The 19,553-nt window shown below is 68.7% G+C and carries 18 protein-coding genes; 12 read left to right on the top strand and 6 right to left on the bottom strand.

All coding sequences use genetic code 11. The features are described from left to right. Positions 1–35: 35 nt before the first annotated feature. Together AC1ROD_RS14390 and AC1ROD_RS14385 are read right to left on the bottom strand one after the other, a co-directional pair. Positions 36–1,550: a phage tail protein gene (locus AC1ROD_RS14390; RefSeq protein WP_492948954.1), complete on the bottom strand. Its 1,515-nt coding sequence runs from the start codon at positions 1,548–1,550 to the stop codon at positions 36–38. Between the two features lie 111 nt (positions 1,551–1,661). After that, positions 1,662–2,183: a YcgN family cysteine cluster protein gene (locus tag AC1ROD_RS14385; RefSeq protein ID WP_492948953.1), complete on the bottom strand. Its 522-nt coding sequence runs from the start codon at positions 2,181–2,183 to the stop codon at positions 1,662–1,664. Between AC1ROD_RS14385 and AC1ROD_RS14380 the strand changes: the two genes are divergently transcribed. The 8 genes from AC1ROD_RS14380 to AC1ROD_RS14345 all read left to right on the top strand — a co-directional run bounded on the left by AC1ROD_RS14380 (position 2,182) and on the right by AC1ROD_RS14345 (position 11,655). Further along, a complete protein-coding gene (locus AC1ROD_RS14380; RefSeq protein ID WP_492948952.1) occupies positions 2,182–3,999 on the top strand; it encodes an ABC-F family ATP-binding cassette domain-containing protein in 1,818 nt (605 codons plus the stop codon). The two genes, AC1ROD_RS14385 and AC1ROD_RS14380, sit on opposite strands and share 2 nt — an antisense overlap. Before the next feature lie 43 nt (positions 4,000–4,042). After that, the gene (locus AC1ROD_RS14375; protein WP_492948951.1) at positions 4,043–5,149 is read left to right on the top strand and encodes an alpha/beta hydrolase; all 1,107 of its coding nucleotides are present in this window, start codon (positions 4,043–4,045) and stop codon (positions 5,147–5,149) included. A 493-nt stretch (positions 5,150–5,642) separates the two neighbouring features. Continuing rightward, positions 5,643–6,779 (top strand): TonB family protein, encoded by a 1,137-nt coding sequence (locus AC1ROD_RS14370; protein WP_492948950.1) that lies wholly within the window; start codon positions 5,643–5,645, stop codon positions 6,777–6,779. A gap of 70 nt (positions 6,780–6,849) precedes the next feature. Then, positions 6,850–7,899, top strand: a complete 1,050-nt coding sequence (locus tag AC1ROD_RS14365) for an ABC transporter substrate-binding protein (protein ID WP_492948949.1) — start codon at positions 6,850–6,852, stop codon at positions 7,897–7,899. Continuing rightward, a complete protein-coding gene (locus AC1ROD_RS14360; RefSeq protein ID WP_492948948.1) occupies positions 7,892–8,656 on the top strand; it encodes an ABC transporter ATP-binding protein in 765 nt (254 codons plus the stop codon). The genes AC1ROD_RS14365 and AC1ROD_RS14360 overlap by 8 nt, the downstream gene beginning before the upstream one ends. After that, positions 8,653–9,420, top strand: coding sequence for an ABC transporter permease (locus tag AC1ROD_RS14355; protein ID WP_492948947.1), 768 nt, complete (start codon positions 8,653–8,655; stop codon positions 9,418–9,420). The genes AC1ROD_RS14360 and AC1ROD_RS14355 overlap by 4 nt, the downstream gene beginning before the upstream one ends. A 64-nt stretch (positions 9,421–9,484) precedes the next feature. After that, positions 9,485–10,531 (top strand): hypothetical protein, encoded by a 1,047-nt coding sequence (locus AC1ROD_RS14350; protein ID WP_492948946.1) that lies wholly within the window; start codon positions 9,485–9,487, stop codon positions 10,529–10,531. Then, positions 10,528–11,655 carry a DUF2336 domain-containing protein gene (locus tag AC1ROD_RS14345; protein WP_492948945.1) on the top strand — a complete coding sequence of 376 codons (1,128 nt, stop codon included), beginning with the start codon at positions 10,528–10,530 and terminating at the stop codon, positions 11,653–11,655. Before AC1ROD_RS14350 ends, AC1ROD_RS14345 begins: the two co-directional genes overlap by 4 nt. 153 nt (positions 11,656–11,808) lie before the next feature. On the opposite strand, the gene AC1ROD_RS14340 is transcribed toward AC1ROD_RS14345, so the two are convergent. The 4 genes from AC1ROD_RS14340 to AC1ROD_RS14325 all read right to left on the bottom strand — a co-directional run bounded on the left by AC1ROD_RS14340 (position 11,809) and on the right by AC1ROD_RS14325 (position 15,516). After that, positions 11,809–12,237, bottom strand: a complete 429-nt coding sequence (locus AC1ROD_RS14340; protein ID WP_492948944.1) for a Ros/MucR family transcriptional regulator — start codon at positions 12,235–12,237, stop codon at positions 11,809–11,811. A gap of 158 nt (positions 12,238–12,395) precedes the next feature. After that, complete coding sequence (locus AC1ROD_RS14335) at positions 12,396–13,613, bottom strand: DUF2336 domain-containing protein (RefSeq protein ID WP_492948943.1); 1,218 nt, start codon at positions 13,611–13,613, stop codon at positions 12,396–12,398. 48 nt (positions 13,614–13,661) lie between these two features. Beyond that, positions 13,662–14,636, bottom strand: coding sequence for a cysteine synthase A (gene cysK / locus AC1ROD_RS14330; RefSeq protein WP_492948942.1), 975 nt, complete (start codon positions 14,634–14,636; stop codon positions 13,662–13,664). A 106-nt stretch (positions 14,637–14,742) separates the two neighbouring features. Then, positions 14,743–15,516 (bottom strand): LytTR family DNA-binding domain-containing protein, encoded by a 774-nt coding sequence (locus AC1ROD_RS14325; RefSeq protein ID WP_492948941.1) that lies wholly within the window; start codon positions 15,514–15,516, stop codon positions 14,743–14,745. 136 nt (positions 15,517–15,652) lie between these two features. Here AC1ROD_RS14325 and AC1ROD_RS14320 point away from each other — a divergent pair, with 136 nt between their 5' ends. The 4 genes from AC1ROD_RS14320 (at position 15,653) to AC1ROD_RS14305 (ending at position 19,553) form a co-directional block, all read left to right on the top strand. Further along, positions 15,653–16,627, top strand: a complete 975-nt coding sequence (locus tag AC1ROD_RS14320; protein ID WP_492948940.1) for an alpha/beta hydrolase family protein — start codon at positions 15,653–15,655, stop codon at positions 16,625–16,627. Between the two features lie 86 nt (positions 16,628–16,713). Next, positions 16,714–18,057 (top strand): flagellar protein export ATPase FliI, encoded by a 1,344-nt coding sequence (gene fliI, locus AC1ROD_RS14315; protein WP_492948939.1) that lies wholly within the window; start codon positions 16,714–16,716, stop codon positions 18,055–18,057. Positions 18,058–18,084: 27 nt separating this feature from the next. Next, positions 18,085–18,495, top strand: coding sequence for a flagellar export protein FliJ (locus tag AC1ROD_RS14310; protein ID WP_492948938.1), 411 nt, complete (start codon positions 18,085–18,087; stop codon positions 18,493–18,495). Then, positions 18,495–19,553 carry an endo-1,4-beta-xylanase gene (locus AC1ROD_RS14305; RefSeq protein ID WP_492948937.1) on the top strand — a complete coding sequence of 353 codons (1,059 nt, stop codon included), beginning with the start codon at positions 18,495–18,497 and terminating at the stop codon, positions 19,551–19,553. Before AC1ROD_RS14310 ends, AC1ROD_RS14305 begins: the two co-directional genes overlap by 1 nt.

Genomic DNA, 19,553 nt, shown 5'->3' with positions numbered 1-19,553 from the left:
TCAGTTAAGGCATGGACGCGCCAAAGCAATGGGTTTCAGACCGGAAGGGCTGCGACCGCTTCAACACCCCACCCGAAAACCTCCCCCGCCTGGGCGACCCCGATCCGAACGTCCGCCCCCGGACCACCCGGAAAGTCCGCGCTGACGGCGCTCGTTTCATAGGTCGCCGCGGCGTCGGTCGTCTCCCAGCTCCGGATCACGGCGCCGCCGTCCCGCACCCTGACTCTGAACCGCATCGGGTCTGCGCCGAGGTCCCGGTCCCAGACATCTCCATTCAATCGAGACCGCGCAATCCAGCGGATGTCGAACCCGGTCGCGCCAGGACTCACCCTCAGATGGGCGGGGCTCCAGGGCCGATGAAAGAGCCCTCGCATCGTGATGGCCTGCTCCGACACACCCGGGCCGCCGGGAACGCCGCCCGCCGGTCCGACCCGCCAGATCAGCGGCAGCCCGACCTCGCTCAACGACAGCGAAACCCGGCTCATCGCCTCGTCCAGAAACACCACCAGGCCCCCGACCTCCGACCCGGCCGCCATCTCCGCGTCGGTTCCCTGCTGCGCCCGCAAGAGGCCCGTCAGCTTCCAGACCCCCTGCCCGACCAGTTCGGCGGACCGGAACTGAACGATCTCCCAACCGTCTCCCGCCTGAACCGCGACCGCATTAGCCCCACCCAGAACCGGCGCCTCACCCAGGCTGGCCGGCGCCGCGCCCTCGACCCTGACGACGATCGCATGGGTCTCGTCCCATCGCCCGACGACGCCGGGAGCCAAGGCCCCGGTCAGGACCCCGACTCGCGCCGGCGAGGCCGCCTCGCCACGCGCCGTTAACCCGTCAGGGCCAACGCCCGCGACCACCCGCATCGGCCGCCAGGGATCGGCCGCGACCGCCACCACCGGCCGCGGATCGCCCTCCCCTCCCGGCAACGGCGGCAGGTCCAGAATCGCGAACAACGGCGCTCCGAAGGTCGCAGGCGCATCGGCGGTTCGCCAGGACTCGATCAAATCCTGCGCCCCGACCGCTGGCGCCCGCCCCAGCGTCATCGTCGGGCTTTCGTCCAGGGTCACGCTCTCGACCCGCCAATCGCCTCCCTCCCCCTCCAGCTGGACCACATCGCCCGTCTCCAGCCCCAGCGCCTCCAGTGGACCGAGCGCCAGGATCAACCGTTCCGCCTGCTCGGCGCTGAGGGCCTGTCGCGCCATCCGGGCCGCCAGACCGGCGCCGCAGACCGCCGGCAAGACCAGATCGACAGCGTCGCCGGCCCCGCCCTCGTCGCTCCGGACGGTGACCGAGCCCGTCTGATAGTCCGCCCCCTCGTCGACGAACCGCACCCGCGCGGCCGAGGGCGCCGTCTCCGTCTCCCGCTTGCGGGTGACCGCCGTCCCCTCGTCCGAGAGGGCCATGGCGTCGAGGGTCAGCACGGTCGCCGGCGCGTCCTCCTCCCCGACCAGGGCCACCTTCCCGTCGCGCTCCGCTGCCGTCATACCGAAGGCGGCCAGCAGCGGCTCCAATGCGTCGCGGATCCGCATCGGCCGGTCGATCACATAGCGCACCAGCGCCCTCAGGCGGGCTCAGCGGCGCGAGAAAAACGCAAACCCGGGCCCGCCTTGGGATTGGCGCCGTCAAATAGGCGAGCTCAGTGGATCGGGCGCCCCCTTCGGAGCCTAGACGCCGCGTTCGATGTCCCACTCGGGCGCGGCCAGCTCCACGGCGTCGTCCGGATCGGCCAGATCCAGTTCCGAGATCGTCTGCCCCCGTACCGACACTCCGGCCTCGTGCACGCTCTCCGGATCGCCCGAGACCAGCGGATGCCAGTTCGCCAGCCCCCGCCCCTCGTTGATCCGCCGATAGCCGCAGGACTTCGGCATCCACTGCAGCGCCTCGATGTTCCAAGGCGTAAGCTTGATGCAGTCCGGCACATGCTCCTTGCGGTTCGGATAGTCGGTGCAGGTGCATTTCTCGCTGTCGAACAGCTTGCAATGCACCTTTGTCGCGAAGACCTCGCCGGAATCCTCGTCCTCGAAGCGGATCAGGCAGCACAGTCCGCACCCGTCACAGAGGCTCTCCCATTCCTCGCGGGTCATCTGCTCCAGACGCTTGGTCTGCCAGAAGGGCTTGGTTGCCGGGTCGGTACGCTCTACATCCACGCCCTCCCCATAGCCTTCCCCGCTCCCGAAAGCACCCATGGCCGCTCGCCCGCCTCTCGTTTCGCTCAACGACGTCCGTCTGCAGGACGGTCAACGGCCGCTCTTCGACGGGGTCAACCTCGCCATCGAACCGCGCACCCGGTCCTGCCTCGTCGGCCGCAACGGCGCCGGCAAGTCGACCCTGATGAAGGTCGTCATGGGCCTGATCGAGCCGGATTCGGGCACCCGCTCGGTCCAGGGCGCCGTCAAATTCGCCTATGTCCCGCAGGAGCCGCTGATCGCCGGCGACACCCTGCTGGACTACGCCACCTCCAATGAGGCCGAGCACTGGACCGCGGAATCCTGGCTCGAAACCTTCGGTATGGACCCGCACAAGTCGACCAGGGGCCTGTCCGGCGGCGAAATCCGCCGCGCCGCCCTGGCCAAGGCCTTCGCCGAGGAGCCCGACCTGCTCCTGCTGGACGAGCCGACCAACCACATGGACATCCTGGCGATCGAACTCCTTGAAAAGGAAATCATCGCCGCCCGCTGCGCCGCCCTGATCGTCTCCCACGATCGCGCCTTCCTGAACCGCGTCACCCAGTCCTGTCACTGGCTCGACAACCGTCAGGTCCGCACCCTGAACAAGGGTTTCGACGCCTTCGACGAATGGGCCACCAAGGTTCAGGAAGAAGAGGCCATCGCCTTCCAGAAGCTCACGAAAACCATCGAACGCGAGACCGCGACCTTCTACAGCTCCATCACCGCCCGCCGCAGCCGCAACGAAGGCCGCGCACGGTCTCTGGAAGCCCTGCGCGCCGAACGCGCCGAACAGGCCAGGGACCGCCCGCGCGAGATGTATCTCGGCGTCGATTCCGGAAGCACGTCCGGCAAGCTGGTCGCTGACCTCAAGGGCGTCACCAAATCCTTCGGCGACCGTGTGGTCATCAAGCCCTTTACCAGCCGCATCATCCGGGGCGACCGCCTCGCCATCGTCGGCCCGAACGGCGCCGGCAAGACCACCCTGGTCAAGATCATGCTCGGCGAGCTGGAGCCGACCGCCGGCACGGTCAAACTCGGCGCCAGCCTCGAGACCGTCTACCTCGACCAGTCGCGCGAGGGCCTGAAGTCCGACATGACCCTGTGGGACGCGCTGACCCCGGGCGGCGGCGACAGCATCATCGTGCGCGGGATTTCCAAGCACGTCGCCGCCTACGCCAAGGACTTCCTGTTCACCGAGGCCCAGCTGCGCCAGCCGATCTCGACCCTGTCGGGCGGCGAGCGCAACCGCCTGCTGCTGGCCCTCGCCCTGGCCAAGCCCGCCAATATGCTGGTCCTCGATGAGCCGACCAACGACCTCGACATGGACACCCTCGACAAGCTCGAGGAGCTGCTCGAGCAGTATGACGGCACCCTGATCCTGGTCAGCCACGACCGGGACTTCGTCGATCGCCTCGCCACCTCCACCATCGGCATGAACGGCCGAGGCGACATCGTCGAAACTCCCGGCGGCTGGACCGACTTCATCGGCCAGAACCCGGACTTCCTGAAGCAGATCGCCGAGGGCCGTGGCGGGTCACCCGCCGCGCCTGCCCCGGCGCCTGCTCCGGCCCCGGCGAAGGCCGCCCCTGCCGCCAAGGGCAAGATGTCCTTCAAGGACACTCACCGCCTCAAGGAACTGGACGCCCTGATCCACGAGCTGCCGGAGACCATAAAGGGCCATCAGGCCCGGCTCGATGACGTGAACTTTTACTCCCGCGATCCCGCCGGCTTCGCCTCCACCATGAAGGCCCTCGAAGCCGCCCAGCAGAAGCTTTCCGACGCCGAAGAAGAATGGCTGGCCCTCGAGGAGAAGCGCGAGGCGCTGGCGGGCTGATCGCCGCCATGGCGTCGGCGGCGGCATGGGCTAGAGTCCGGTCATGCCGCTGACCGCTCATACCCTGTCGCTGACCCTCGCCCAGGAGAAGGCCGCACGCCGGGTCAACGCCACAATGGCCGTCGCCCCGCGCCTCAAGCCCGACGGTTGGCGACTGCGGCTGGGCCAGCGCCTGATGCCCATCGCCGATCCGGCTCTCGGTCGCGTCGGCGCCCTGGTCCTGAAGCGTCGCGGCGTGCGCGTTTCCGCCCTTACCCTGAACGCCGTTCATCCCGTCGCCGTCCGCTTGCTGCACCCCTCGAACCCGCCCCGCGCCCTCCTGATCGATTTCCACGGCGGCGGCTGGGTGGTGGGCAGCGCCGCGCTCAACGACCGGCTGACAGGTCACTTCGCCGAGGACGGCCTCGCCGTCGCCTCGATCGATTACCGCCTGCTCGACGATATGCGCCAGATCTGGATGCCAGATGCGGTCGCCGACTGTGTGGCGGCGCTCCGCTGGGCCCTCGCCGAGGGCCGCGAACGTTTCGGCGTCGACCGGGTCTTCCTCATGGGTGAATCCGCCGGCGCTCACCTGGCCGCCCTCGCGCTCCTGACGCTGCGTGACGAGGGCGAGACCCGCCTTCCCCCCTGCATCTTCGTTCAGGGGGTGTTCGATCTATCGGGAACGCCGTCCGTTCGCGCCGCCAGCCCCGAGACCCTGTTGTTCGACGGCCCCAACCTGCCGCGCGATCTCGGCCGCCTGACACCCGGTCTCGATGAGACCGGACAGCGGGCTCCGGAGCTGTCGCCGCTCCACGCCGATCTCGCCGGCCTGCCGCCTGCCCTGTTCGTGACCGGCGAGCTCGACCCGTTCCGCGACGACAGTCTGCTGATGGCCGAGGCTTGGGGTCGTCATGCCCCCGTCGATCTGCTCGACGTCCCGACCGCTCCGCACGGCTTCCAGCACTTCGGCGCCCCGACCGCAGGCCTCGCCCAGGCCTTCATGCGGCGCTGGATCGACCAAACCGCCGCGCTCGACCCCGTTTCTGTGGAAATCCATACCGCTGATATCTATGGTGAATTTTTATCCGCCCACAGATATACACAGCCTTGTCCACCGCTACGGCTAAGCCTTTGCACAGACGGGGAATTTCGGACGCTTGCCGTCTAACGGATTTGGCGCGAACGTCAACAGGCCGAGGGACACGGCGGCGCGGAAATCCGGTGAGAACCGGGGCTCAAGCGGGTCGGTCCGGCTCTCTGACCAGACGGTCTTCCACTGGCGCCCTCGGGCGACGAAGCGAGACGGGACGGCAGGATCCAGGCTCTGAAGGGCTGAACCGCTTCGGCGGGAAGGCCCGGCAAGGGAACCGGATCGGGATCGATGAACGACGGCGGGGACGCAATCCTCGACGGACCGGCATCGAACAGGAGCCGCCAGGATACAGCGGACCATCTCCGGGGCTTGCCTCGCGGATGCTGAAGCCAGGGCCCTGAACCTCATTGGCCAAGTCCAACCCGGACTTGGCGAGGGGACGAGAGTGTCGGTTCGCCGGTGCGCTCGTCCCCTCGCTCAATTCCGGCGTCGGGTTTTCACATCAGGATGATAGACAACCCTCCGCCGTGATAGCAGCCTCCTCCGCGTACAAGTTGCGGAGATACGGATGCGGATCGCTACGGGCCTGATGATAGTCGCCGCCGTGAGCCCGTTCGGCGCATCGGCCCCGGGGCAGACTCCTCCGGTCCTCGTCGTCCCGCCATCTGACGCCACCGGCCCCGGGTCGTTCATGGTCATTCTGAAGACCGGCGCGGTCACCTGCGGCGATCAACCGATCGCCCCGGTCTATTCGGAGTCCCTGACAGCCGAAATCGCCGCTCCGGTTCAGCCACAGGTCCTGCCCGATGCCGTTCTGGCGTTTTCGATCGGTTCGGACGGCCGTCCTCGTGACATCCGCCCGGACGCCGCACAGGCGAACAGCTCCGAGCTGGCGATGCTCAACACCGCCCGGCTGACCGAGGATCAGGCGTCGCTCGCCGCATGGCGCTTTCCTGCCGCCGCCGCTGACTGTCGCCTGACGATCAAGCGCCGCCTCAGCCCCCTCGCCTATGCGCCCGAGGCGGCGATCGCTCCGCTTCTGACCTCGACACTGGAGCGGCGCTGGCGGGGGGCGATCAACGCACGGCTGCAACGTGCCGGCGACAACTGCGCCGACCGCCCCGACATGCTCGCCGCCATCTATCCGGACCGGCGCAAGGTCACGCCCCCGGCCGGAGGGCGGGTCTGGACGGTCCTGCGCTGGGACATCCTCCCGGACGGCCGCACCGCCGCTGTGGAGACGGTGACCTCGTCGGGCGAACCCGCTTTCGATGCGGAAGGACGGCGGGCCGTCAGCGACAGTCTGTTCGTCGATTCAAAGCCCCGCACAGGCTGCATCACCGTCTTCAGCCAGGCGGGCGAACCCCTCGGCAATACGCCCGAACCGGAGCCGACCGGCGACCCGCTCCAGGATTGCCCGGCGGAGGTTCGCGCCCGCTACGCCCCCGGAAGACTGACCTACCCCGAGGCCTTCCGCCGGCGAGGTATCGAGGGCTGGGCCATCGTGCGCTACGACATCGCCAGTTGGGGTCAGGTCGGTGGCGTCACCGTCCTCTCGGCGCAACCGGCCGCCGCCTTCGGCGACGCCGCCCGTCAGGTCATCGCCTCGGGCCGCGCGACGCCGGGCTTCGCCGCCGCCGTTCGCTGCACTGACCGCGTCATCTTCCGGATGCCGGCGGACGGCCAGGAACCCAATACCGACTGACGGAAGCGGCGGATCCGTCCTACCTTCGTTCGCCTTTCCTTCGCCGCCTCCGCACTCTAGCTTGCGCCCCATGTCGCGGGACCAGAATCGCACACTCATCGCCAGCCGCCGCCTTGTCCTCGCGGGCGGGGCGATGGCCGCTGTGGCCACGACCATGACGGGTCTCGCCTCCTGCTTCCGCTCCGAGGCGCCGGTCGACGATCAGGGCCGGGTCCGAATCCGCTTCGCCACCGACTGGCGCGCCCAGGCCGAGCACGGCGGCTTCTACCAGGCCCTCGCGACCGGCCTCTATGCGAAGCGCAATCTGAACGTCCAGATCGTCCAGGGCGGGCCGGGCGTGAATGTGCCCCAGTTGCTGGCCTCGGGCGCCGTCGAGCTGGGCATGGGCTCCAACTCCTTCATTCCCTTCAACCTTGTCGCCGAGGATGCGCCGGTGAAGGCCGTCGCCGCCTTCTTCCAGAAAGATCCCCAGGTCCTGATCGCCCACCCCGATCCGGATTTGAAGACCATCGCGGATCTCAAGGACCGCCCGTTCCTGCTCGCCGACGCCTCGATCACCGCCTTCTGGGTCTGGCTGAAGGCCAAATACGGCTTCACCGATGATCAGGTCCGCAAATACACCTTCAACCCCGCGCCCTTCCTCGCCGACGAGCGGGCCGTGCAGCAGGGCTATCTGACGTCCGAACCCTATACGATCGAGAAGGTCGGCGGCTTCAAACCAAGGGTCTTCCTGCTGGCCGACGAGGGCTACCCCTCCTACGCCGCCATGGTCCTTTCCCCGAACGGCTTCGCGCGCGACAACGCCGCGGCCCTGCGCAGCTTCATCGCCGCCTCGGCCGAGGGCTGGCGCGACTATATGAACGGCGACCCGAAAGAGGCCAACGCCCTGATCAAGCGCGACAATCCTGACATGACCGACGAGGTCCTGGCCCAGGCGCGCGACGCCCTGAACACCAACTCCATCGTCGAGGGCGGCGATGCGGCCCTCTACGGTCTCGGCGCCATGACCAACGAGCGGTGGCAGGCCTTCTTCGACACCACCTCGGGCGCTGGCGTCTATCCACAGAACCTGAACTGGCGCAACGCCTTCACGGACAGCTATCTGCCCGGCCGTGGCTGACGGACTTGCGGCCAGCCTTTCCGGCGTCACGGTCGCCTATGCGGACCGAGCCCCTATCGGCCCCGTCGATCTGACCATCGCTACCGGTGAGATCGTCGCCCTCGTCGGCGCATCCGGCGCGGGCAAGTCCACCATCCTGCGATTGCTCGCCGACCTGGAGAAACCGGCAGCCGGTGCCGTCGTCCGCCAGATCACCCCCGGGGGCACAGGCTTCGTTTTCCAGAGCCCCACCCTGATGCCTTGGGCGGACGCCCTTGCCAACGTCGCCCTGCCGCTGGAGCTAACCCACGTCCCCCGCCCTGAGGCCCGCGCCCGCGCCGTCGAGGCTCTCTCCGCCGTCGGCCTCGGCGACCGCCTGACCGCCCGTCCGTTCCAGCTGTCAGGCGGCATGGCCATGCGCGTCTCCCTCGCCCGCGCCCTGGTCACCCGCCCCGACCTCCTCTTGCTCGACGAGCCTTTCGCGGCCCTGGACTCCATCACCCGCCGCGGCCTGGTCGAAGACCTGCATCGCCTGTGGTCCGAGACCCGGCCCGCCATCGTCTTCGTCACCCATGACGTCGAGGAGGCCGTTTATCTGGCCCAGCGCGTCATCGTCCTCGACGCCGCCACGGGCCGCCCTGGCGAGCCCATGCCGACGCCGGGTCCCATCTCTCGCCCACCGCATTGGCGTTCAGAACCCGCCTACCGACAGACGGTTGAAGCCGTCGCCGACGCCCTGACTGTCGCCTCCCGCTCCGCGCTTGAGGCCGCCGGATGACCCGCGTCGCGAACCGCCTCGCCCCCTTCCTTCTCCTCGCTCTCCTGCTGGGCCTGTGGGAGGCCGCCTGCCGCCTGCTGCATGTGCCCGTCTACTTCCTGCCGCCGCCCAGCGCCGTCGCCGTCGCCCTGGTCGAGCGCGCGCCTGTTCTGGCCGGCTCGGCCTTCCAGACCTTCCGCATGGCGATTCAGGCTCTGATCGCCGCCTCGATCATCGGCGGCGGCCTCGCCGTCGCCGTCTCCCTCAGTCCGATCGCCGAGCGCGCCGTCCGCCCTCTGGCCGTGGCCCTTCAGGTTACCCCCATCGTCGCCATCGCCCCTCTGGTGGTCATCTGGGCCGGTCTGGACAACGCCGAGTTCGCGGTCGTCGCCCTTGCCGCCGCCGCTGCCTTCTTCCCGGTCTTCTCCGGCGTCCTGACCGGGCTCCAGTCCGCCGATCCGGATCTGGAGCGGCTGTTCGACCTCTATGGCGCGAACCGCTTCCAGAGACTGGCCCGGCTGCGCCTGCCGACCGCCCTGCCCTTCGCGCTGGAGGGTCTGCGCGTCGCCTCGGGCTTCGCGGTGATCGGCGCCGTCGTCGCCGAATTCGTCTCCGGCACCGGCCAGACGCAAGGCCTTGCATGGCGCCTGCTGGAGGCGGGAAACCGGCTTCGGACCCCCGAGCTTCTGGCCGCCCTCGTGTGGCTCGCGGCGCTTGGCCTGCTGCTCAATCTCGCCGTCGCCCTCGGCGCACGGGAAATCCTGAAACGGCGTTCCGGCCGTTAGCCCCGGGTTAATGCGCCTTCGGATACCTTGATCGGACGTTCCATGCGAACGCGGGGAGTCCGATTTGCGCAACCGATCCAACGCTCTGCCCGCGCTCGCCATCGGCGCCTGCGTCCTCTTCGCCGCCTCCCCTTCGCTCGCCCAGCAGGCGCGCCCCGGCGAAGTCATGGGTCTGCGCTATCTGACCTGGGCCGGCAAACCCGACGCCCCGACGGCCGGCGCGGCCGACGGCCTGCGTCGGTCTCCCGTCGCGGGGCCGCCCACGCCCCTCGCGGCGAACGGCGCCCGCTATCCCGGCATCCAGAACGCCTCCGCCCGCCCCTCGCGCTACGGCGTCGGCTCAGGCGCCGGCCTGACCCCCGCCTCCGCCTGGACCGGCTCCAACCGCACCCCGGCCCCCGCCCCCGTCCCGCTTGCCGCCGCTCAACCGCAGGCTCCGGAAGCACCCGCCTCGCGCGGCCCGATCCCCGTCTATTCCGCGCCCCAGGCCGATCCCGCCGAACAGGCCCGCGCCCAGGCCGCCTATCAGGCGCAGATCCAGGCGCAGTACCAGGCCTGGTACCGATCCGAGGCCCAGGCCCAGTACGAGGCCCAGGTCCGCGCTATGCCACAGCCGCAGCAGCAGGCCGTGCACATGCAGGCTCCCGCCGCCGATCAGGCCCAACAGTCGGCGCCGCTTCAGCAGCGCGCCGACGTCGGCCCAGCTCCGGCCGCCGCATCTGACTATGATCCCATGGCCCCGCGCCGGGACGCGCCCATCTTCCGCATGCAGCAGCCGCAGGCCGAGGCCCAGCAGCCCACGCCTGCGCCCGCTACCCAGGCCAACACCCAGGGCGAGATCCAGTCGCCGGTCCTGACCCAGCCTGTCTCAGGCCGCACGCCGGGCGGTCAGGCCTACGCCGGCGCCGAGCCGCCGCGTGAGGGCGTCCGCTACTATTCTGTCCAGCGCGCCGTAGGCCGCCAGCCGGACCCGATCGCCATCCCCGAGTCCGTCTATCTCGATAACGCCCCCATCGATCTGGCCGAGCCGCCCGCCGCCCCCGTGCGCACGCGAACCGTCAACGGCCAGGCCCAGATCGTCGTGCCCAATCAGGATCCCAATCTGCCATGAGTGACGTCGCCGCCCCCCTCTCCGCGGCCGATGAGATCGCCCTGACGGGATCGCGCCTTCCCGCGCTCATCGCCCTCGCCAAAGAGCCGTCCAGCGACAGTCGCCGCGCCCTGCTGCGTGAACTGACCGACCACTTCTTCGGCTCGACCCTGCGCACGGCAAAGGAAGACGAGCTCTACGGCTCCGTCCTCTCCGACCTGTCCGCCGATATGGAGCTCGCGGTCCGCAAGGAGCTCTCGGACCGCTTCTCGGTCAGGGCCGATGCGCCGCGCGGGCTGATCCGCCGCCTGGCCAATGACGAGGCCGACGTCGCCGACGCCGTCCTGCGCGCCTCGACCGTCCTGACCGAGGCCGATCTGCTGGGTGTCGTGCGCGTCCACGGCCAGGAACATCTGCGCGCCGTTTCCAGCCGCCCGGAAGTGCCCGAGGCGGTGTCGGAAGTCATCGTCGAGCGCGGTGACGACGAAACCCTCGGCACCCTGCTGCGCAATGACGGCGCCCGCCTGTCGCGCACCGCCTCCGAGACCGCCGTCGAACGCGCCAAGGTCAATCCGGCCCTGCACGCAGCGACCGTCGAACGCAGCGCTTTGCCCGCCGATCTGCTCAACGAGATGTATTTCGTCGTCGAGGCCCGGCTGCGCCAGCATATCCTCGAGACCAACGCCGCCTTGGACCCCGTCCTGCTCGAGGCCGCTCTGGCCGCCGGCCGCGCCCGTGTCGCCACCGAGGACGGCGTCCTTCCGGCCGACTACGCCGAGAGCCTGGCCTATGTTCAGGAACTGGCCGCCGCCAACCAGCTGTCGCCCCAGATGCTGGCCCGCTTCCTGCGCTCCGGCTCGCGCACGCCCTTCCTGATCTCCCTGGCCCAGCTGGCCGACGTCGACTTCCACACCGCGCGCCAGATCATCGAGCGCCGCGAGCTGGACGCCCTGGCCGTCATCTGTCGGGCCGCCGATCTGGACCGCGCCCTGTTCCTGACCTTCGCCGTGGTCATCCTCAACGACGACGGCGAGGCCATGGCCAAGGCGCACGGCTATGCGCGCCTCTATGCCGACCTGACCCGCGAACAGGCCATGCGCACCCTTCGCTTCTGGCGCATGCGCCGCGGCGTCCAGGCGGCCTGATCCCCGGAACCTGAATCCGCTCATCCCCGCGCAAGCGGGGACCCAGATCTTTGGGCGATCATCGGCAAACGAAAGGGCCACGCCCGCGATCCGGACATGGCCCTCGTAAACGCTGGGTCCCCGCTTTCGCGGGGATGAGCGGATATCGCGTGATTACTTCTTGCCGCGGGTCGCGCGGGCCGGTTTACGGCCGCCCTGGCCCAGGCCCATCTGCTTGGCCAGGTCCGAACGCGCCTTGGCGTAGTTCGGGGCGACCATCGGATAGTCCTTGGGCAGGTTCCACTTGGCGCGGTATTCTTCCGGGCTCATGTCGTACTTGGTGCGCAGGTGGCGCTTCAACGACTTGAACTTGCGGCCGTCTTCCAGACAAATCAGGAAGTCGGGGCTGATCGACTTGCGAACCGGGACCGCCGGCTCCTTGGGCTCGGGCTCGACCTCGACCACGCCGGTCGAAACGGTCGAAAGCGCGGCATGGATGTTGGCGATCAGCGCGGGCAGATCATTGGCCGCCACACTGTTGTTGCCGACATAGGCCGACACGATGTCAGCGGTCATTTCCAGAAGTTCGGTCTTGTCGTCCATTGGCGTTTCCACTTGCTAATCCCCACTGACGACTGACATCGCCACTCAAATCGTGATTCCGCCAATACTGACGTTCGCTCGTGAAAGCAATGGATGCCCGGTCTATGGCGAGGGAGTGGCATTTCCCAGTGTTGCAACCCAGAAACGGCCAGTTCAGACTAACGGCCGAAGTTTTCCGCCAACGCCATCATCGCCGCGCGCTCAGGCGCTGAATATTCATCAAGGGTTTCATTCTCCCCCTCGCGGATCGCTTTCAGCAGTGCGGGGGTCAGGGCCGAGGACAGAGACCAGTTCCAGTAACGCAGCACCGTCTGGGCGCGGTCTACAGCCAGCATCTCGAAGGTAATGCAGACCCGCTCCCACGCCGGATCGATCGCGCCGTCGACCGTCGCTTCGGGCCGGCGCATCGAACGCCACAGGTTCAGCAGGTCGACCCGGGACATGCCCGTCGCCTTGCACAGGATGGCCAGGGACTCGCCGCCGACGTCGCCCAGGATCTTGGCGCCGGTCAGGGGCTTGATCCCGGCCAGATAGGCGATTTCGGATGCGACCTCGCGCGTCAGCCCGTTCTGGCCGGCGACGGCGACCGCCTGCTCCAGGCTGTCATAGGGCGATTTGGCGATGGCGGCGCGGTTACGCTGCCGGCGCTCGATAAACTGCAGGGCCTTGCGCGACACCGGATCGGCCCAACCCTCCTCGGCAGCCATGGCGAAGACGTCCTCGACGACCTCCTGCATGACCTCGCGCGACACGGCGAAGCGCTGGAGGATGGTCTTGCGGTCGTCCGGTCCGCACCACCAGAACATCACATAGGCCCCCGACGGCCGCAGCTCGGGGCGGCGCAGCAGGTGGGCGCACAGGCCGGGGTGCTGACGGCTCAGGCTGACGATGCTCTCGACGGCGCTCTGCGACAGCCGCGCCGTCGTGTTGCGCAGCAGGGCCTCGATCACCGCCGCCTCCTCGAACCCGACCAGGGTCTCGGCGACGACTTCGGAGAGGCTGCGACGGTTGGCGATCAGGAAGCGATGCTCGGGCCCTGCGTCGCGGGCGCAGGCGACCAGATCGGCGTCAGTCAGGGAGGCGCACTGCTCGATCAGCAGGCCGGCGATGGCCGGGTCGTCGCGCAACAGCATCCGCGCCAGGCTGTTGGGCAGCTCCGACAGCGGGGCCAGGCGTTCGGCGACGCGCTTGCGCTCGCGCGGCTCGGCCAACCTCAGCATCTCGACCAGCAGGTCGCCGGTCACCGCCCGCTCGAAGGCGTTGATCCGGCTGGCGGGCAAAGACACGACGTCGGCCAGCCGCTTGAGCAGGGCGTGCCGCGCCCGCATCGCCGGCTGCGGCGCCTCGCCTTCAGGAATGACCGCAGGATCGGACATGACCTCGAAATCTAGGCCCAGCCGGTTAACCGCTGGTGACGTTCTCGATCAGAGGCCTTCGAACAGGGCCGTCGACAGATAGCGCTCGGCGAAGCTGGGAATGATCGCCACGATGGTCTTGCCCGCGTTCTCGTCCTTGGCGGCGAGGCGGAAGGCGGCGGTCAGGGCGGCGCCCGAGCTGATGCCGACCGGCACGCCTTCAAGTCGGGCGACCTTGCGGGCCATGTCGAAGCTGTCCTCGTTGGACACCTGTTCGACGTCGTCGATCACCGAGCGGTCGACGATGGCGGGAATGAAGCCGGCGCCGATGCCCTGAATCTTGTGCGGGCCCGGCTCGCCGCCGGACAGGACCGGAGAGGCGGTTGGCTCGACGGCGACCATCTTCACCGACGGCTTCTTGGCCTTCAGGGCCTGGCCGACGCCGGTGATGGTGCCGCCGGTGCCGACGCCGGCGATGACGATGTCGACCGCCCCGGCCGTGTCGTTCCAGATCTCCTCGGCGGTGGTCACGCGATGGATGGCCGGATTGGCCAGGTTGTCGAACTGCGACGGGCTGATCGAGTTCGGGGTCGAGGCCAGCAGCTCCTGCGACCGGGCGATGGCGCCCTTCATGCCCTTCTCGGCCGGGGTCAGCTCCAGCTGGGCGCCCAGCAGGGCCAGCATCTTGCGGCGCTCGATCGACATGCTCTCGGGCATCACCAGGATCAGCTTGTAGCCCTTGGCGGCCGCGACGAAGGCCAGGGCGATGCCGGTGTTGCCGCTGGTCGGCTCGATCAGGACGGTGTCGGCGTTGATCTTGCCGGCCGCTTCCAGCGCCTCGACCATGGCCACGCCGATGCGGTCCTTGACCGAGGCGATCGGGTTGAAGAACTCCAGCTTGGCCAGAACGGTGGCCTTGGCCCCGTACTCGGCCGACAGACGCGGCAGGCGCACCAGAGGCGTATCGCCGATGGTGTCGATGATCGAGTCGTAGATCTTGCCCCGGCCCTGGGTGGCGTGGCGGCTGGCGTCATATGCGGACATGGGGCGTCTCCGTCGTTCGAGGTCTTGTTCAGATAGGCCGCATACGCCGATCGCAAGGCGCAGCTAAGCGATTTCTGATCGCCGCCATGCGAGATTTCGTGAGGCGTCAGGTCCGATCCGGCAGCCAACCCGCCGCCTTCAGCCGTGCGACATGGGCGCGCGACACCGGCGCCTCCAGACCCGTCTTCAGCTTCAGACGCAGGTTGCGGCCGTCCTCGACCACCCCTTCCACCGCCCGGCGCGCCACCCACCAGGAGCGATGCACCTGCATCCCGTCCAGATTGCCGACCTCGGCCATGGCCTTGCCGAGCGGCATCAGGACCAGGGTCGACCCCTCGGCGGTATGCAGCCGGACATAGTGATCCTCCATCTGCAGCCCGATCAGATCGCGCCCCAGCCGACCCGGCAAACGCCGCAGAATGACCGGCTCACCAACGGCCTCCGTTGTGACCGGCGCCGCCCCCCGCATCCGCAGCACGGCGTAGAGACCGACATAGATCAGGCCGATCAGGACCGACTGGCCGTACCACTCAACCCAGCCCACGGCATGACGAATGCCGGGCCAGAAGCTCATGGCGATCAGACGGCTGGCGACGGTCAGCGGCACACTGCCGACCGCGACCAGCATCGGCAGCCAGAGCCACAACGGCAGGCGGAGGCGGCAGGCGTGCGGCCACAACCAGCGGATCGCGGCGCCGAAGACCACCCCGCTCATCATGAAGACCAGGGTCCAGTAGGCGATCCGCACCGGCAGGACGTCGTTGAAGAAGCTGCCGAACGGCCCGACGACGCCCAGCACCACGCCGGTCGCCGCACAGGCCGCCAGATCCACGGCCCAGGCGCGCGGCGTATTCAATCCTTCAGGCGTCGGTCCCGTCATCCCGCCTCTTATAGCCGCGCTCTTTGCCGACGGAACCGTTCGCCGAACCGCGCACCCGTTCGCCCATTCGCGAAACCCCGCTGGCGAGCGGACGCCGCCCGCCCGAACAGGGAGCAACCCCAACCCGGAACCGACCATGCCGCACCCCGCACCCTCGCCCCGAAGCCGTATCGCCTGCCTCTTCGGCTTCCTCCTGTTCGCCTTCATCCTTCTGGCTCTGATCGCGGGTCTGCCGCTCTCGGCCCACGCCCGGACTGACCGGCTCGCCCCTGACCAGTCCTTCACCTTCCCCGGAGGCGCCGACGGCGCCATCGAGGCCGGGGTCTGGCTGCCCGCCCCGCCCGCCGATGGACGACCGGTCCCGCTGGTCGTCATCTCCCACGGCAACGGGGGCTGGTATCGCGGTCATCCCGACACCGCCCGCGCCCTTGCCGACGCCGGCTTCGTTGTCGCCGCCCTGACCCATCCGGGCGACAATTTCCGCGACCAGAGCCGCTCGACCCAGCTGACCATGCGCGCGCCCCAGCTCAGCCGCCTGATCGATTACATGACCCGTGACTGGTCAGGACCCGCCGCCATCGATCCGGACCGCATCGGCGCCTTCGGCTTCTCCGCGGGCGGCTTCACTGTGACCTCGGCCATCGGCGGGATTTCCGACGCCGTCGCCATCCGCGACAATTGCCGCGCCCACCCGGACTTCTTCGCCTGTCGCCTGCTGGCCCAACAGGGGATCGACCTTTCGAATTGGCGGCCCGAGGCCCGTGATGACCGGATCAAGGCCGCCGTCATTGCCGCCCCGGCGCTCGGCTTCTCCTTCACCGACGCGAGCCTGGCCTCGGTCCATATCCCGGTCCAGCTGTGGCAGGCGGCGGAGGATGAGATCCTGCCCGCACCCTTCAATGTCGAGCCGATCCGCGACCGTCTGGGCGCCCCGCCTGAATACCATCGCGTCGAGCGGGCGATGCACTACGACTTCCTGACGCCCTGCAGTCCAGGCATGGCGGCCGAACTCCCCGACCTGTGCCGCTCAGCCCCCGACTTCGATCGCGCCGCCTTCCATCGCGACCTGAACCTCAAGGTCGTCCGCTTCTTCGAGGAGACGCTGAAATAGGTATTAGTCCCCGGCCGATCGGCCTCGACTTCACCCCTCGTTAACCATGATCCCGCATTCGTTAACGCCAGTCTCCCGGGGTCCTTTTGCGCAATCTCGTCGCCGCCGTCGAAGCCATCGACCCGCTGGTCGTGACCGGAAAGGTCGCCGGCGTCAGCGGGCTGCTGATCGAGGCCCGGGGCGGTCTGTCGCGTCTGGCCGTCGGAGCCCGGGCCGAGATCGTGCGGCGCGGCGCCACCGCCCTGCCCGCCGAGGTCGTGGGCTTTCGCGACTCCAAGGCCCTGCTCATGCCCTTCGGCCCGGTCGAGGGCGTGGCCCCCGGCGCCGACATCCGCATCATCGGCGAACAGGCCTCGGTCAAGCCGACTACCGCCTGGCTCGGCCGCATCATCGACGCCTTCGGCAATCCGATCGACGGCAAGGGGCCTCTGCCGCAAGGGCCCGCCCCCTATCCCCTGCGCGCCTCGCCGCCGCCGGCCCATTCGCGCGGCCGGGTGGGCGAGCGTCTGGATCTGGGCGTCCGCTCCATGGACGTCTTCACCACCACCTGCCGGGGCCAGCGTCTGGGCATCTTCGCCGGCTCCGGCGTCGGCAAGTCGGTCCTGCTGTCCATGCTGGCCAAACAGGCCACCTGCGATGTGGTGGTGGTCGGGCTGATCGGCGAACGGGGCCGTGAGGTTCGTGAATTCATTGAGGAAACCCTCGGCGAAGAGGGCCTGCGCCGCGCCGTCGTCGTCGTCGCCACCTCCGACGAACCGGCCCTGAAGCGGCGTCAGTCGGCCTATATGACCCTGGCCATCGCCGAATATTTCCGGGATCAGGATCTCGAGGTCCTGTGCCTGATGGACTCGGTCACCCGCTTCGCCATGGCGCAGCGCGAGATCGGTCTGGCCGCCGGCGAGCCGCCGACCACCAAGGGCTATACGCCGACCGTCTTCACCGAACTGCCCAAACTGCTGGAGCGCGCCGGGCCGGGACCGATCCGGCCGGACGGCACCACGGCCGGGCCCATCACCGCCCTGTTCACCGTGCTGGTCGACGGCGGCGACCATGACGAACCCATCGCCGACGCCGTGCGCGGTATCTTGGACGGGCACATCGTCATGGACCGCAAGATCGCCGAGCGCGGCCGCTTCCCGGCCATCGACGTCCTGAAATCCGTCAGCCGGACCCTGCCCGGCTGCCAGACCCCGCCCGAGCGCGAGCTGAACCGCCGCGCTCGCCAATGTTTGTCGGCCTATTCCTCGATGGAGGAACTGATCAAGATCGGCGCCTACCGCGCGGGGGCCGATCCCATCACGGACAGGGCCATCGCCCTCAACCCCGCGCTTGAAGCTTTTCTGGGCCAGGACAAGGACGACGCCACGCGTCTTACCGATTCCTTTACCCGCCTGGAGGCAATCCTGAACCAGGGGATGGTGCCGTCGTAAGGCGGCGCCTAATCGGAGAGACATCGCATGACCGCCTGGGCCCATTCGCTCATCCGTATCTCGAACTACGAGGTCGAGACGCTGCAGAAGCGCCTTGCCGAGATCACCGCGCGCAAGGCCTCCGCCGAGATGCGTCTGGCCGTGCTGGACGCCGAGGTCGAGGTGGAACGCGAGCGCGCCCGCGCGGACGCCAACGCCAATATGCTGCTCGGCGCCTATATGAACGGCTGGAAGGCCCGCAAGGGCGTCGCCGAGGCCGACCTGGTCACCCTCGAAGGCGAGGAATCCGGCGCCCGTGACGCCCTGACCGACGCCTTCGGCGAGCTCAAGAAGTTCGAACACGTCGCCGAAATGACCCGGCTGAACGCCATCATCGAGGCCGGCAAGCGAGAAACCGCCGCCTTCGACGAAATGGGCCTGCGCCGCCGCGTGAGCTGATGCTCGACCGGCGCGCCCTCCTCGCGCTGCCGATCGCCCTGGCCGCGTGCGAGCGGTTCGCCTCGGCGCAGCCCGCCGCTGCTTCGCCTGCCCGTCCCCTGAAGTCCCTCGCCCCCTTCCCGGTCGGGGTCTGCGCCAAAAGTCCCCAGTTCGAGGACCCGGCCTGGGTCGAACTCGTCACCGCCCAATTCTCCCAGCTCACGCCCGAGTGGGAGATGAAGATGGAATACATCCTCGGCGACGGGCCGGGGCGCTTCCGCTTCGACGGTCCCGACACCATCTCCGCCTTCGCCAAACACTATGGTCTGCGCCTGCACGGCCATACGCTGATCTGGTACGCGCAGGGCGAACAGGCCTTCGCCGGACTGGACCGCCCCGCCTTCATCGCCGCCTTCGACCGCTACATCGCCACCGTCGCCGGACGCTATCGGGGCCAGGTGGTCAGCTGGGATGTGGTCAATGAGCCGGTGACCGACGAGGGTTCGGAGCTTCGCGACTGCCACTGGAGCCGGATGCTGGGCATGGACGGATACATGATCCGGGCCTTCCACAAGGCGCGCGCCGCCGATCCGAACGCCGTCCTGTTCCTCAACGACTACAATCTGGAAAACACGCCCCGGAAGGGCGCGACCTTCCTCAAGCTGGTCGAGCGGCTGATGAAGGCCGGCGCCCCCATCGGCGGCATCGGAACGCAGTCCCACCTCGACATCCGCATCCCCGCCGGCCAGATTCGCGCCTTCTTCAACGACGCCGCCTCGCTGGGCCTGCCGATCCATGTCTCGGAGCTGGACGCCTCCCTGCGCAGCGAGGACCGCGTCGACCTGCGCAGTCGCGCCCAACGCATCGAGCAACAGACCGCCCGCGTCGGCGAACTGGCCGAGGCCTTCATGGCCCTGCCCGAGCGCCAACGCTTCGCCTTCTCCGTCTGGGGCGCGCGCGACACCGACAGCTGGCTGCGTCAGGGCGACCGCGACGACGGCCAGGACCAGCCCCTCCTCTTCGACGGCGCCGGACGACCGCGTCCGATGTATGCGGCGGTGGCGGGGGCCTTCGCCTGA

Source organism: Brevundimonas sp. GW821-FHT12E07, from assembly GCF_058807035.1.
This window is presented reverse-complemented; position numbering and strand designations above follow the sequence as displayed.

Coding starts and splice junctions, on each gene's coding strand:
- AC1ROD_RS14380 (WP_492948952.1), top strand. CDS start 2,182: ATGGCCGCTCGCCCGCCTCTCGTTTCGCTCAACGACGTCCGTCTGCAG.
- AC1ROD_RS14385 (WP_492948953.1), bottom strand. CDS start 2,183: ATGGGTGCTTTCGGGAGCGGGGAAGGCTATGGGGAGGGCGTGGATGTA.
- AC1ROD_RS14375 (WP_492948951.1), top strand. CDS start 4,043: ATGCCGCTGACCGCTCATACCCTGTCGCTGACCCTCGCCCAGGAGAAG.
- AC1ROD_RS14370 (WP_492948950.1), top strand. CDS start 5,643: ATGCGGATCGCTACGGGCCTGATGATAGTCGCCGCCGTGAGCCCGTTC.
- AC1ROD_RS14365 (WP_492948949.1), top strand. CDS start 6,850: ATGTCGCGGGACCAGAATCGCACACTCATCGCCAGCCGCCGCCTTGTC.
- AC1ROD_RS14355 (WP_492948947.1), top strand. CDS start 8,653: ATGACCCGCGTCGCGAACCGCCTCGCCCCCTTCCTTCTCCTCGCTCTC.
- AC1ROD_RS14345 (WP_492948945.1), top strand. CDS start 10,528: ATGAGTGACGTCGCCGCCCCCCTCTCCGCGGCCGATGAGATCGCCCTG.
- AC1ROD_RS14340 (WP_492948944.1), bottom strand. CDS start 12,237: ATGGACGACAAGACCGAACTTCTGGAAATGACCGCTGACATCGTGTCG.
- AC1ROD_RS14335 (WP_492948943.1), bottom strand. CDS start 13,613: ATGTCCGATCCTGCGGTCATTCCTGAAGGCGAGGCGCCGCAGCCGGCG.
- cysK (WP_492948942.1), bottom strand. CDS start 14,636: ATGTCCGCATATGACGCCAGCCGCCACGCCACCCAGGGCCGGGGCAAG.
- AC1ROD_RS14325 (WP_492948941.1), bottom strand. CDS start 15,516: ATGACGGGACCGACGCCTGAAGGATTGAATACGCCGCGCGCCTGGGCC.
- AC1ROD_RS14320 (WP_492948940.1), top strand. CDS start 15,653: ATGCCGCACCCCGCACCCTCGCCCCGAAGCCGTATCGCCTGCCTCTTC.
- AC1ROD_RS14310 (WP_492948938.1), top strand. CDS start 18,085: ATGACCGCCTGGGCCCATTCGCTCATCCGTATCTCGAACTACGAGGTC.
- AC1ROD_RS14305 (WP_492948937.1), top strand. CDS start 18,495: ATGCTCGACCGGCGCGCCCTCCTCGCGCTGCCGATCGCCCTGGCCGCG.